Origin of the sequence: Nitratireductor soli, assembly GCF_001050155.1 — a bacterium.
Classification (GTDB): domain Bacteria; phylum Pseudomonadota; class Alphaproteobacteria; order Rhizobiales; family Rhizobiaceae; genus Nitratireductor; species Nitratireductor soli.
The window spans coordinates 288,053-300,577 of the sequence record NZ_LFVY01000003.1 but is presented as its reverse complement, the minus strand read 5'-3'; the positions used below and the strand labels follow the sequence as shown (position 1 = coordinate 300,577).

Here is a 12,525-nt window from a genome sequence, read left to right as displayed (position 1 = left end):
CGTTGCCTAGGCTCAGGACTCATTGATCAGAGCCAGAAGATGACTGTGGCTGCGATGCAGATTGCCGAGAAGAAGGTGTGTGCGCATCGGTCGTAGCGGGTGGCGATGCGCCGCCAGTCCTTCAGCTTGGCGAACAGGTTTTCGACCTTGTGGCGCTGGCGATAGAGGGCCTTGTCGTAGTCGAAGGGCGTCTTGCGTTTTCGGCTCGACGGGATGCACGGCTCGATGCCCTGGCTTCGAGTTCCTCGCGGAACCAGACGCTGTCGTAACCGCGATCGGCGATCAGATGGGAGGCTTGCGGCAAGGCGCCGAGCACGAGACGGGCGCCCTTGTGATCGCTCATCTGGCCTTCCGACAGGAGCAGGATGATCGGCCGGCCGTCACCGTCGCAGACGGTGTGCAGCTTGGAGTTCAGCCCGCCCTTGGTTCGCCCGATACGACGGGGAGCATCCCCTTTTTAAGCAGGCTCGCCGCCGTGCGATGAGCCTTCAGATGCGTCGCATCGATCATGATGCGCTCGGGTTTCGGTCCTTCCCGGCAAGGCCGGCGAAGATCCGGTCGAACACCCCCATCAGGCTCCAGCGGATGAAGCGATTGTAAAGCGTCTTGTGCGGGCCGTAGCCGGCCGGCGCATCCTTCCACTGCAGCCCGTTGCGGATCACGTAAATGATGCCGCTCACCACCCGCCGGTCATCGACCCGGGGAACGCCGTGCGACAGCGGGAAGAACGGCGATATCCGCGCCATCTGGCGCTCGCTCAGCAGAAACAGATCACCCATCACGGCCTCTTTCGGAAACCGTGAATCACAACTCAATCGGAATTAACAGGTCCTGAGCCTAGCCGTCCCCTGAAAGCCGGCCAGGGTTGCTGCCAACCCAACTTTGCCTTGGCCTTTGCTTCCTTGCCGAGAAGCGTGGGGCCAACCCTGACTGACTTGATGATCTGTCCGCTGATGCAGGGCAGGGAGCGAATGAGATGGAGGCGCCGGCAGGAGCCGAGCCCTTTAACGCACGAGATCAAACCGCTGCCGCCGCCGGCTTGCTGCCTCGCGCAACCACGCACATGTAGAAGAACGACGCCCCGGAAAATCTACACACCGGCTCCGGCTGACGCGTTCACCGCGCGTCTCCCGGAAAGAACAGGCTCGGCGTCGTCTGTCGCCCGAGTGCTGCCAGTTCGCCATGTGCCGAGCGGATTTGAGGCCAGGGAGACGCCGAGGGGTGTTCTGCCCATGCTTCCCCCCAGCGGACGACCGAATCGAGCTTGCTGGCCACACCGGCAAACGAGGCTGCCTGTGTTGTCGCCATAGCCCCCAGAAGAGCCTCGGCCCGTTTGAACGCCTCCTGCTCTGCTTTTATGCTCGACAATCATCGCCCATGTGGCGTTGCGATTCCGCGCTCAAGCAAAGCGGGCGATGGCAGCGCCCTGGGCGTCGAACAGCGATACGCGCGCACTGTTAATGGCGATGCCGACCGTCTCGCCGATGCGGATAGCGCTGTCGGCTGGTGCGCTGACATTGATCAGGCCAAGCGCGTCGTTGCGGACGAAGACGCTGGTGCTGCCGCCGAGATATTCAGCGGCCTCGACCGTGCCGCGGCAGTTGCCGTTGTCAGGTGTGACCAGCGTCAGATGTTCGGGGCGGGCGCCGAGCTGGGTGGGTACGCCGGAGAAGGTGAGGGAAAGCGCCCCTTGTCCGGACAGGTCAAGCTTGCCGTCGCCTGATGGTGCGCAGGCAAGCACGTTCATCTTCGGGCTGCCGATGAACTGAGCGACGAACAGATTGGCGGGACTCTCGTAGAGTTCGTGCGGGCTGCCGTGCTGCATGACACGGCCTTCCTTGAGCACGACGATGCGGTCGGCCAGCGTCATCGCCTCGACCTGGTCGTGGGTGACATAGATCATTGTCGCGCCGAGTGTGCGGTGCAGCTTGGCTATCTCGAGCCGCATGTCGACGCGAAGTGCTGCGTCCAGATTGGACAGCGGCTCGTCGAACAGGAAGGCGACGGGCTGGCGTACGATGGCGCGGCCGATGGCAACACGTTGGCGCTGGCCGCCCGACAGCTGGCGCGGGTAGCGGTCGAGCAGGTGGGTGAGCTTCAGCGTGTCGGCAACCTGGTCGATCTTGACCTTGATCACATCTGACGAGAACTGCGCGAGCTTGAGCCCAAACCCCATGTTCTGGCGCACGGTCATGTGTGGATAGAGCGCGTAGGACTGGAACACCATGGCGAGCTGGCGCTCGACCGGCGGCGCCTTGGTGACGTCCCGGGCATCGATCAGCAGGCTGCCGGAGGTGATTTCCTCAAGACCGGCGATCATGCGCAGAAGCGTGGACTTGCCGCAGCCGGACGGGCCGACGATGACCACGAACTCGCCGTCTGAAATATCGAGGTCGAGATCCCTGATGATCTCGGTGCCGCCATAACGCTTGCCGGCCTTTTCCAGTGAAATCGTACCCATAGAACCTCCTGGGGGAAACCATGTCAGCCCTTGACCGCGCCTGCTGTCATTGAGCCGCAGATTTGGCGATACATGATAAGGCCGAGCAACATTGGCGGCAGCGCACCTACGATCATGACGGCCGAAGCCACGCCCCACTGCACACCGCCGCCGCTGGCAGCGAAGAAGAACGAAGCGCCGACGGTGATGGGGACCGCGTTGGACGTGGTCAGCATCAGGCCGAACAGGAACTCGTTCCAGGCGGTGATGAAACCGAATATCAGGCTGGTGACGATGGCTGGGCGGCAGAGCGGGGCGATGATTTTTGCCAGGATCTGGAAGCGCGTGGCACCATCCATCAGGGCCGCTTCATCCAACTCACCCGGCAGGTCGCGGATAGCGTTGACCAGAATGACGAGCGCCAGCGGCAGGTTGACGATGGTGAGAATCAGGCCGAGGCCTAGACGTGTGTCGAGAAGCGCAAGCCACTGGAACATCATGTAGAGCGGAATGGCGAAGATGATCAGCGGCACGGCACGCAAATTGACGATGAAGGGCAGGAGCGTGCGTTCGCCGAGCTTGCCGCGGGCGATCGCGTAGGCCGCGGGCAGGGCGAGGGCGACTGCCAGCAGGGTGCCGAGTGTGGCGACCGCGATGCTGTTGGCGAGATAGAGGAAGATGTTGAGCCGATCAGACACGGTGAAGACGGTGGCGTAGTTTTCGAGCGTCGGTGCGTAAACCCAGAGGCCGGGATTGGTCGACAGCTCGCGCGCGCTCTTGAACGAGGTCGAGAGCGTGACGAGGATCGGGAAATTCATCGCAAGGGCGGCGATAGCAAAGACGATCCAGCGGAGAGCGTTGATCATCAGCGGGCTCCCTTGCGACGGGCGGCAAGCGCGTTGAGGCCGTAGAGCACGGCGAACGACACGGCAAACAGGATGACGGAGGCCGCGACAGCCTTGCCGATGGCGCCCTGCTTGAAGAAGGCTTCATAGATGTAGATCGACAGCGAGGCGGTCGAGCCGCCGGCGCCGCTGCCGGTCAACACATAGACATTGTCGAAGACGCGGAAGCCGTCGATGAAGCGGATAAGCAGGGCAACCACGATTGTCGGTGCCATCAGCGGCAGCTCGACGTACCAGAGCCTGTGGCGGTAGTGCGCGCCGTCCATGGCGGAGGCTTCGATGATCTCCTTGGGGATGGCCTGGTAGGCCATATGGAACAGCAGGAAGGCAAAGGGCGTCCACTGCAGTGTCTCGACCACGACCAGCGTCCAGAAGGCCGAAGCCGGCCCGAGGAACGAGAAGCTCGCGCCGAACCACGTCCAGAGATAATAGGGCACGGGACCGACGAACTCGTGCAGCACGAAGCGGTACATCAGGCCGATGAGCGCCGGCGCCACCATCAGCGGCAGCATCAGGATCGCCATCAGCCAGCTGCGCTTCTCGATGAGGGGCGAAAGAAAGATGGCGAGGAACAGGCCGAGCGCGCATTCGAGCAGGGCGGTGAGCAGGCCGAAGCGGAAGGAGAACCAGCTCGCTTGCCAGAAGGAGCTGTCGGTCCAGACGGCAGTGAAATTGGCGAAGCCCGTGATCTCGGGGCTGCGCAGAGTCTCGAAGCTGACCTCGGAGACCGAGTAGACGAGGTTGACGAGCGCCGGAAAGCCGAGGAAAACGAGCAGGAACAGCACCAGCGGGACTGCCAGCAGTCGGAATTCGGACGAGGGGGCGCGTTGCGAAGGCGTTGTCATCAAAATCGATCTAAGGCTGGCGTTCCAGTGGAAGCAATGGTTGCTGGCCGACCCCGCAAACCGTGGTCGTCATGAAGGCATTCACCTGGACAGGCTCAGGATTCGGCACTCGGACCCACATGGGGCGGGAAGGGTGCCAGGATCGCCCTGCTATGCTCAGGGCATGGAATCGTGGGGGATGCCGAATCCAGAACCTGTGGGAGCGGCCGATGGCGACGGAAGTGCTGCCACCGGCCAACCGCTTACTTGAGCAGGTCGGTCATGCCCTTTTCGGTCTTGCCGAGCGCATCATCGAGCGACTGCTGGCCCGACCAGTAGCCGGTAAACTCCTTGGCCTGTAGTTCGTAGACCGACAACGCTTTGGCCGAGGTGCCGCCGTTCATGACATAGCCGTACTTGCTGGCGAACGCGCCGAGCTTGACCAGATCGGGACGATCGGCCGCCACTTCCTTGACGACGTCAGGTGTGAGCGCCGGTGCACCGTTGTTCCTGGCGTAGATGAGTGCGGCGTCCTTCGACGACAGCCACTTGATGAAGGCCCTGGCGCCATCCTTGTTCTCGGCGTTCTTGTTCAGGCCGAAGCCGAGGCCGTGGATGTGGGTGAAGCGACCCTCGGGACCAGCCGGCGGGGCGATGGTCTCGGTGACCTCGGCAACCGCAGGCGACTTCTCCTTCGAAGTCAGGTCGGAGGCAGCGGCGTTCCACTGCATCATCGCGGCAACCTGGCCTGAGGCGTAGGCCGCGTTGGCCTCGGCGAACTCGTACGACAGCGAATCGCGTGGGGTGGCACCAGCGTCATAGAGCAGCTTGTAGATCTCGAGGCCCTTGCGGAAGGCGTCGGAGTTGACTGTGACCTTGCCGCTCTCGTCCATCCAGTTGCCACCATAGGAACGCGGCAGCGACTGGAACACCATCATGTTGAAGAGCAGGTTCTTGAGCTGCAGAACGGTGCCGTAGCGGGTCGGGCTGTCAGGGTTGACCGCCTGGGTGAAGTAGAGGGCGGTTGCCGCATAATCATCCCAGGTCCATTCGTCCGGGTTTTTGGGCTCGAGCTTCCTGCCGAGGTGCTTCTCGGAGATTTCGGCGAATTTTGCCTTGGCCGCGTCGTCCTTGAGCAGCGCTTCGATCAGGTCGTTGCGGTAGTACATGAAGTGCAGCGACAGGTCGGTCGGCACGCCGAACTGCTTGCCTTCATACTGCATGGTGGTCAGCACTGAATCGCCGTAGACGGCCTTGGCCTCGTCCGACAGCTCGACCGGTTCCATGAACGGCGCGTAGCGTCCGATGGAGTAGGTGGCGAGCAGGTTGGCGTCGAAAGCCTTCGAACCTGCGGCGAGGTCGGCCTGCAGCTTGTCCCAGAAACCGTCCCTGTTGAAGAACAGCAACTCGACCTTGTTGGCATCGGTCACGTCCGGCTTGGCGTTGTAGGCATCGGCTGCTGCGCGCAGCGCTGTTTCCTCGGGGCCGCCCGGCCAGCCGAGCACGGTCACCTTTGCGAAGGCAGGGCTCGCCATCAGGCTGGCGATCGCCGTCGCGATCAGGCCGCCCCTTCTGAGCGTCGAAAATGTCATGTGGTGTTCTCCCTCCAGGTCAGTTCTGACGTTTTTGCTAGATCCGCGATGCCCACGACGCCGGCGTTCTCGCCGAGTGCTGCTGCGTGAAGCTGCGGGGTGAGCCGTGGCGGCAGGCTTCCCAGCGCCTGTCGAACGGATTCGAGATAACCAGGTGCAAGGCCGATGCCACCGCCGATGACGATGCGGGCAGGGTCGAGCATGAGCTGAATGTTGCGGCACAGAAGGGCGGTCTGGCTCACCGAGGCTTTGATGATGTCCAGCGCCCAGGCGTGGTCCGCGGCGGCTGCCTCGAAGACCTCGCGTGCGGTGGCGCCGGCCTGGTGCGGCACGGCCTGTGCAGCGATCCAATTGCCGGAGACATGGTCCTCGAGAACGCCCGCATTCTCATCGAGGCTGCACAGCAGGCCGAAATGACCGGCGAGACCGCCGAGCAGGCGGCCGTTGACGACGATGCCGCCGCCGATGCCCGTGGAGATGGTGAGGAAGACGAGGTCCTCGCGCTGACCGGCACCGCAGGAGAACTCGCCCCAGGCCGCGGCCTGTGCATCGTTGGCCGCGAGCACCGCTTCGGTGTCGGCAAGCCTCTTGACGGTGGCAACCAGCGGGAAGCGGTCGGGAATGTCGAGGGTCTTGCGGTTGAGCGGCGACCAGCACCCGTCGTCGATGATGCCGGAAACGGCGATGCCGGCGGTGTCGTAGCGGCCTTTCCAGCCTGAAATCGCGTCGAACAGCGCGGTCATCCACTGTTCGGGATCGCTGCCGCATGGTGTTGGCATCTTGTGTGTCTCGACCACCTTGTTCCCGCGCACCAGCGCCGCGAGCATCTTGGTGCCGCCGATGTCGAGGGCGAGAACGGTGTCGGCCATGGCAATCAGGCTCCAGCCTTGGCGATGGTTGCGTCGAGCGCCGAGCGGAACCAGGAGGTCACATACTCAGGGCGGGTGATGGCCGAGCCGACGACGACCATGGAGGCGCCCGACGCCAGCGCCCGCTGCGCCTGGGCAGGGGTTCGCACATTTCCCTCGGCAACCACATAGGGCGTGAGCTTGCGCATCGCCGTCATCAGGGCGAAGTCGGGCTCGGTGGGCTCGACCGTTCCGATGTAACCGGCGAGCGTGGAGCCAACGACATCGGCACCCTCGGCCAGTGCCTGCTCGGCGTCGAAGATGATGGAGCAGTCGGCCATGGCGGCGCGGCCATGGGAATGGATGCGTTCGATGAGTATGCGGGTCGCAACCGGGCGGACACGCTGGGTGGCATCGTAGGCGATAATGTCGGCGCCGGCCTCGGCGAGCGCATCGACATCCTCCAGCCACGGCGTGATGCGGATGGATGTGTCATCGAGGTCGCGCTTGATCAGGCCGATGATCGGCCTGTTGGTGGCGGCGCGGACGGCGGCAACGTACTCGGCAGATTCGATACGCAGGGCGGCGGCACCGCCATCGATGGCTGCCAGCGCGAAGCCCACGACCATCTCGGCCGTGTCCATGGCGCCACCCTTCACGGGCTGGCAGGACACGATGAGAGCATTGTCGAGGGCTTTGAAGTCAAGCGGCACGCGGGCATCTCCTGTGATGCCCAGACGGTAGCAGTATAAGACCAGATTGCAACAGGATTTAAACTGGTATTATCGCATCAGTTCGATGACGAAGTCATAGACGTCACCGCGGTATTTGGTCTGGGTGAATTCGACGATCTGTCCGTCGGCGAGGAAGCAGCGACGCTCCATGACGAGCAGCGAGGTGTCCTCCGGCGTGGCGAGAAGCTGGCGTTCCTCGTCCGTGGCGGGCTTGGCCTGCATCCGCTGCAGCGCCCTGACAGGCAGGGCGCCGGTGGCCTCGAGATATTCGTAGAGCGATTCCCTGACCGCCTGTGGATCGGGAACGAAGCGCGCCGGCAGTGTCGCGATCTCGATGGCGATCGGCGTATCGTCGGCGGTGCGCAGGCGACGCAGGCGCACGACTTTTTCGCTGCCGGATATGCCCAACGCCATCATTTCCGCCGGCGAAGGGCGTGAAATCTCTCGCGAAATCCACACGCATCCGGGTTCCAGTCCGCGCGAGCGCATGTCCTCCGAGAAGCTGGTCATGGTCGCCAGCGACTTCTCCAGTCGCGATGACACCACTGTCTTTGCGCCCTGACGACGGTCGAGCAGTCCGTCCGAGACGAGACCGTCGATGGCCTTGCGCACGGTGACGCGCGAGATGCCAAGTGCATCACACAGGGTGCGCTCGCTGGGGATGACGGCATTGCGCTTGAGCTGGGCGGTGGAGATCACCTGCTTGATGGCGTCTTCCAGCCGGCGGTAGAGCGGTTCGCCGCTCTCGCCCGAAAGCTGTCTTGCGAGGAAGTCGAGGATTGCTTGGTCGCCCATCGGAACCTTCTGTGAAAAGTGTCTCCTTTATGCATAATTTTTTTCAGGTGTTAAACTGGTATTGTGTAATTGGCACCGTCAGGCCACGGTCTTGGGTGTGGGGGTCTAGCGTGGGTTCCGTCGCAAACTGGTCGTCAAGCTTGCGCTGCCATGAATGCTCGTCATTTCCGGAGGGCTTGTTCATGTTCAAAGGTCGCCATTTCGACCAATCGGTGATCCTGCTGCGCGTACGCTGGTACCTCGCTTGCAATCTCAGTCTGCGCGACCTGGAAGAAATGATGACCGAGCGCGGTATCCGCGTCGATCATTCCACCGTCCATCGCTGGGTCATGCATTTCGCACCCCTGATGCTTGAACGCTTCAACCGGCGAAAGTGTGCCATCACAGGAAGGTGGCACCTCGATGAGACCTATGTGAAGGCTCGCGGACGGTGGATGTATCTCTACCGCGCCATCGACAGCACGGGCAACACGGTTGAGTTCTTCTTCAGCGAGCATCGCGATCTTCTGGACGCCAAACACTTCATCCGCAGAACCCTGAAGCGTCATGGCCGACCAGAGCGTGTTGTCATTGACGGCAGCCACACGAACCGGGAGGCAATCATTGCCTGCGACGGCGAAAGTCGTCTGCGGGACCGATCCCGACGAGTGGTGAAGCCAATCCGCATTCGGCAAAGTCGATATCTCAGCAACCGCATCGAGCAGGATCACCGGCGCATCAAGCGCAGAATCCGATCAATGCCCGGTTTCAAGTCAGCCACCAGCGCCGATGCGATCCTGTCCGGCATCGAGATGATCCACATGATGCGCAAACGACAGGCGAGATACGCCTATAATCCAGTGCCGTCACTCGCCGAACAGTTCGACATGCTCGCAGCTTGAATGGTTATCCGTCAGGGCAAAATATTGTCCTCGGGCCAATTCTGCGACGGAACCTTCTGCACGGCTCCTGTTCTGACCGCCTCATAGGGGGCGAAGACGGGGACGCCGCGCAGCAGGCCGATTTCCGCCTGGACGCCATAGGTGCGGCTGATGGTTGCTTCCGTCAGCGTTTTTTCCCAAGCGCCTTCCGCTTCCACCTTGCCATGGTGCAGCAGCATCAGCCGGTCGGTGAAGCGGGCGGCGAGCGACAGATCGTGGATGGCGATCACCGCCGTCACCTGCCGCTCGCGGGCAATGTCGGCCACCACGCGCAGGGTGAAGAGCTGGTTGCCGATGTCGAGCGCGCTGGTCGGCTCGTCGAGCACGATCAGCTCCGTCTCCTGCGCCAGGGCACGCGCCAGCATGACCCGCTGGCGCTCGCCGCCGCTGAGCTCGCCCATCGAGCGGAAGGCGAAATCCTGCAGCCTGAGCCGCTCCAGCATCTCCTCGACGATCTCGATGTCGCGCGGCTTCGGCGTCGCGCCCATATGCGGGGTGCGGCCGAGCAGGCAGGTCTCGAACACGGTGACCGGAAAGCTGACCGGGCTCGATTGCGGCACATAGGCCATGCGCCGCGCCCGCTCGCGCGGGGCAATGCGGGACAGGTCGGTACCGTTCAGGAGAACGCGGCCGCAGCTCGGGCGGGCAAGGCCGAGCGCGGTGCGCACCAGGCTCGATTTGCCGGCGCCGTTCGGGCCGACCAGGCCAAGGATTTCGCCTCGGTCCAGTTGCATCGACACGCCGGTGAGCACCTGGCGCGCGCCATAGCGGAAATGGATGTCGTCCAGCGAGAGATGGAGGCTCATGCGTAATACTCCGAGCGGCGCGACAGGATCAGATGAAGGAACAGCGGCACGCCGACAAAGGCGACGACGATGCCGACGGGGATGACGGTCGGGCTGAAGACGAGGCGGCCCGCCGTGTCGGCCAGGAGCAGCAGGATCGCCCCGCAGATGGCCGAGAAGGGGATGAGGAAGCGATGGTCGCCGCCGATGATCAGCCGCGCCACATGCGGACCGATCAGGCCGACGAAGCCGATCACGCCGACAAAGCTGATGACCACCGCCGAGACGATGACGGAGAAGACCACCGCCTGGCCGCGCAACAACGCGACATTGATGCCAAGGGAGCGGGCGACATCGTCTCCGGCGGCCGTCAGCGCGTTGAGCTGCCAGGCGCGCAGTTGCGCCAGCGGCAGAACGATGAGGATGATGCCGCCGGCGATGGCGACGGCGTCCCAGCGTACGCCGTTGAGGCTGCCGAAGGTCCAGTGGACGACGCGGGCAAGCTGCTCCTGCGTGGCGACGAACTGGACGGCGGCGGTCATGGCGCTGAACAGATACATCAGGGCGATGCCGGTCAGGATCATGGTCTGGGCGCCCATGCCGCGCAGCCAGGCCATCGAGAAGACCAGGCTGGCGCAGCCGAGCGCGAACAGGAAGGCCGTCAGCGGCACGAAATAGATGCCGACCGAGGTGAAGCCGACGCCGAACATGATGGCGATGGAGGCGCCGAAGGCGGCAGCCGACGAGACGCCGATCGTGTAGGGACTGACCAGCGGGTTTCGTGTGATCGCCTGCATCAGGACACCGGCCAGCGACAATGCCGCGCCGGCGATGATCGCCATCACCACGCGCGGGAGGCGCAGATGGATCAGAACGCGCGTCTGCTGCGGGTCGGCATCGGCAATGAACAGTCCGAAGCTCGCCTTTTCGGCGACGACGGCGAACAGCGTTCCGAGGCCCGTGTCGGAGATGCCCATCAATGTGACCGATCCCGCAATCAGGATCAGGCCGGCGAACGAGGCGAGGATGACAAGGACACTGCGCCGACCATGGGCGCGGTACTGCAGCGCCATGTCGAGCGACGGGTCGGGGAATCTGGGCAAGGCGGTCATGAGCGTTCCGGGACGATGAGGGGAGCCGCGCGCCAGGCGCGCGGCGGTGGATGCACGGAATGTTCAGAACGCGCCCTGGTAGGTCATCGCGCCCTGGAACGGCAGGCCCTGGAAGGTCTCGATCCATTCCTTCATCGCATCCTCCGGCTCGATGTCGGCGAACAGATCCGGATAGAGCCACTTCGCCACCTGCAGCGCACCTGTTACCTTCGAGGAGCCGCCGGCCAGATAGTAGTTGATGAGATAAGCGTTGCCGGCAGCGCCGGCGGGCGTGCCGAGAATGTCCTGGCGCGTTGAGAAGCTCTGCCATGCCTCGGCGAATTTCTCCTTGGGGAACGTCGCATAGGAACCCGGCTGCAGCTTGATCACCAGGTCGGGCGCGCGGGCGATGACCTCCTCGGGATCGACGGTGAAGCTGTTCTCGTTGCCGCACGAAGTGGGCTCATTCTTTATGTCGATGTCGCCAAAGATGTTGATGCCGCCGCCGGCCTCGATCATGGCGTGCCAGCCGGAGCCAGGCGTCACCGTCACGTGGTCGCGCACTTCCTCCAGGTAGACGCGCTTGCGCTCGACGCCCTTCAGGCGCTCGGCCAGGAGGTCCATGTATTTCCTGTAGAAGTCGACGAGATCGGCGGCGCGCTTTTCCTGGTCGAACAGCTTGCCGTAGAGCGTGACGTTGTCGACATGCTGCAACGTGTCCCAGGCGGTGACCACCAGGACCGGGATGCCGAACGGTTCGAGCTGGCGGGCGGCCTCCTCGTAGACGCCGTTGCGCGGCAGGATGACGAGGTCGGGATTGAGTGCGACGATCGCCTCGTAGTTCGGCTGTGTCTGGCCCTGGCCGGCGATGTCCTCCTCGCTGAACTCGGGCCAGTACTGCGGGTCGCGCATGGTGCTGGCATCGACGCCCACCACCTTGTCGGCGGCGCCGATGGCGCGGGCGAACTCCACGGCATAGCGGTTGAAAATGACGGCGCGCTCGATCGGCAGCTTCAGCTCGACCGTGCGCCCGGCATCGTCGGTGAAGGTCTCGGCGGCCGCAGAAAACGCGCTCGATATCGCCAGCGCAAGCGCCAGCAGGACATGTCTCGGTTTCATTCTATCCATCCAGGCAAGAGGATGCCGGGAGGATGACCTTCAGAATCGGGAAAGCGCTTCCCGTCCTGGTTTCAGGGCAGGAAAGCGGATGGTTTCCGACGCAAGACACGCCGGTGGGGGAGCACGCCATATGAGCCTCCTGCCGGTCACCTCGCCGGCAATTGCGGTTGTCGATACGGCAGGTCTCCTGGCTCGCGGCTCCTGCGCTTTGCGATCCCTTCCCAGCCTGAAAAAGCCAGTGGCACGATCGCCGAGCTTACCGCTTACAGTTGCGAGGGCAGCCTCGGATTTGGGCTTCATCAGCCCGCACCGCGTTCCCTTTTCATCCACTTGCGTGGAACCGTAGCGGCGGGACCGTAGAGTGCGCCGGACTGGAAAGCAAGATGCGGATTGCGTCATTGACGGCCGAATTGGCCGCAGTGACATTGTGGCGGAAATATGCGACCGCTGGCCCATGAAAACCATGCGGGAG

Annotated in this window: 12 protein-coding genes, 1 pseudogene and 1 riboswitch; of the genes and pseudogenes, 1 reads left to right on the top strand and 12 read right to left on the bottom strand. The window is 63.4% G+C overall.

From position 1 onward, the window contains the following. Positions 1-26: 26 nt before the first annotated feature. The 9 genes and pseudogenes from AB843_RS24825 to AB843_RS05490 form a co-directional block, all read right to left on the bottom strand. Positions 27-779: pseudogene (locus tag AB843_RS24825) on the bottom strand (IS5 family transposase). A 337-nt stretch (positions 780-1,116) separates the two neighbouring features. Next, on the bottom strand, positions 1,117-1,368 hold the full coding sequence (locus tag AB843_RS25475) for a hypothetical protein (protein WP_157384433.1): 252 nt from the start codon (positions 1,366-1,368) through the stop codon (positions 1,117-1,119). A 31-nt stretch (positions 1,369-1,399) separates the two neighbouring features. Further along, positions 1,400-2,461: an ABC transporter ATP-binding protein gene (locus AB843_RS05520; protein ID WP_048645776.1), complete on the bottom strand. Its 1,062-nt coding sequence runs from the start codon at positions 2,459-2,461 to the stop codon at positions 1,400-1,402. Between the two features lie 23 nt (positions 2,462-2,484). Further along, entirely contained in the window at positions 2,485-3,306 is an 822-nt protein-coding gene (locus AB843_RS05515; protein ID WP_048645775.1) for a carbohydrate ABC transporter permease, read from the bottom strand. After that, positions 3,306-4,190 carry a carbohydrate ABC transporter permease gene (locus AB843_RS05510; protein WP_048645774.1) on the bottom strand — a complete coding sequence of 295 codons (885 nt, stop codon included), beginning with the start codon at positions 4,188-4,190 and terminating at the stop codon, positions 3,306-3,308. Before AB843_RS05510 ends, AB843_RS05515 begins: the two co-directional genes overlap by 1 nt. Before the next feature lie 242 nt (positions 4,191-4,432). After that, on the bottom strand, positions 4,433-5,761 hold the full coding sequence (locus tag AB843_RS05505) for an extracellular solute-binding protein (RefSeq protein ID WP_048645773.1): 1,329 nt from the start codon (positions 5,759-5,761) through the stop codon (positions 4,433-4,435). Next, positions 5,758-6,630: an ROK family protein gene (locus tag AB843_RS26075; RefSeq protein ID WP_048645772.1), complete on the bottom strand. Its 873-nt coding sequence runs from the start codon at positions 6,628-6,630 to the stop codon at positions 5,758-5,760. The genes AB843_RS05505 and AB843_RS26075 overlap by 4 nt, the downstream gene beginning before the upstream one ends. 5 nt (positions 6,631-6,635) lie before the next feature. After that, positions 6,636-7,322, bottom strand: coding sequence for an N-acetylmannosamine-6-phosphate 2-epimerase (locus tag AB843_RS26070; protein ID WP_048645771.1), 687 nt, complete (start codon positions 7,320-7,322; stop codon positions 6,636-6,638). A gap of 69 nt (positions 7,323-7,391) precedes the next feature. After that, a complete protein-coding gene (locus AB843_RS05490; protein WP_048645770.1) occupies positions 7,392-8,138 on the bottom strand; it encodes a GntR family transcriptional regulator in 747 nt (248 codons plus the stop codon). A gap of 182 nt (positions 8,139-8,320) precedes the next feature. Here AB843_RS05490 and AB843_RS05485 point away from each other — a divergent pair, with 182 nt between their 5' ends. Further along, positions 8,321-9,019, top strand: a complete 699-nt coding sequence (locus tag AB843_RS05485; protein WP_048645769.1) for an IS6 family transposase — start codon at positions 8,321-8,323, stop codon at positions 9,017-9,019. Between the two features lie 11 nt (positions 9,020-9,030). On the opposite strand, the gene AB843_RS05480 is transcribed toward AB843_RS05485, so the two are convergent. The 3 genes from AB843_RS05480 to AB843_RS05470 form a co-directional block, all read right to left on the bottom strand. After that, positions 9,031-9,864, bottom strand: a complete 834-nt coding sequence (locus AB843_RS05480; protein WP_244467899.1) for an ABC transporter ATP-binding protein — start codon at positions 9,862-9,864, stop codon at positions 9,031-9,033. Next, positions 9,861-10,955, bottom strand: a complete 1,095-nt coding sequence (locus AB843_RS05475) for a FecCD family ABC transporter permease (protein WP_048645768.1) — start codon at positions 10,953-10,955, stop codon at positions 9,861-9,863. Before AB843_RS05475 ends, AB843_RS05480 begins: the two co-directional genes overlap by 4 nt. A 63-nt stretch (positions 10,956-11,018) precedes the next feature. Continuing rightward, the gene (locus tag AB843_RS05470) at positions 11,019-12,053 is read right to left on the bottom strand and encodes an ABC transporter substrate-binding protein (protein ID WP_048645767.1); all 1,035 of its coding nucleotides are present in this window, start codon (positions 12,051-12,053) and stop codon (positions 11,019-11,021) included. 160 nt (positions 12,054-12,213) lie between these two features. After that, positions 12,214-12,413: riboswitch (cobalamin riboswitch) on the bottom strand. Positions 12,414-12,525 lie beyond the last annotated feature (112 nt).

Coding starts and splice junctions, on each gene's coding strand:
- AB843_RS26075 (WP_048645772.1), bottom strand. CDS start 6,630: ATGGCCGACACCGTTCTCGCCCTCGACATCGGCGGCACCAAGATGCTC.
- AB843_RS05515 (WP_048645775.1), bottom strand. CDS start 3,306: ATGATCAACGCTCTCCGCTGGATCGTCTTTGCTATCGCCGCCCTTGCG.
- AB843_RS05475 (WP_048645768.1), bottom strand. CDS start 10,955: ATGACCGCCTTGCCCAGATTCCCCGACCCGTCGCTCGACATGGCGCTG.
- AB843_RS05490 (WP_048645770.1), bottom strand. CDS start 8,138: ATGGGCGACCAAGCAATCCTCGACTTCCTCGCAAGACAGCTTTCGGGC.
- AB843_RS05485 (WP_048645769.1), top strand. CDS start 8,321: ATGTTCAAAGGTCGCCATTTCGACCAATCGGTGATCCTGCTGCGCGTA.
- AB843_RS05470 (WP_048645767.1), bottom strand. CDS start 12,053: ATGAAACCGAGACATGTCCTGCTGGCGCTTGCGCTGGCGATATCGAGC.
- AB843_RS05505 (WP_048645773.1), bottom strand. CDS start 5,761: ATGACATTTTCGACGCTCAGAAGGGGCGGCCTGATCGCGACGGCGATC.
- AB843_RS05520 (WP_048645776.1), bottom strand. CDS start 2,461: ATGGGTACGATTTCACTGGAAAAGGCCGGCAAGCGTTATGGCGGCACC.
- AB843_RS05510 (WP_048645774.1), bottom strand. CDS start 4,190: ATGACAACGCCTTCGCAACGCGCCCCCTCGTCCGAATTCCGACTGCTG.
- AB843_RS05480 (WP_244467899.1), bottom strand. CDS start 9,864: ATGAGCCTCCATCTCTCGCTGGACGACATCCATTTCCGCTATGGCGCG.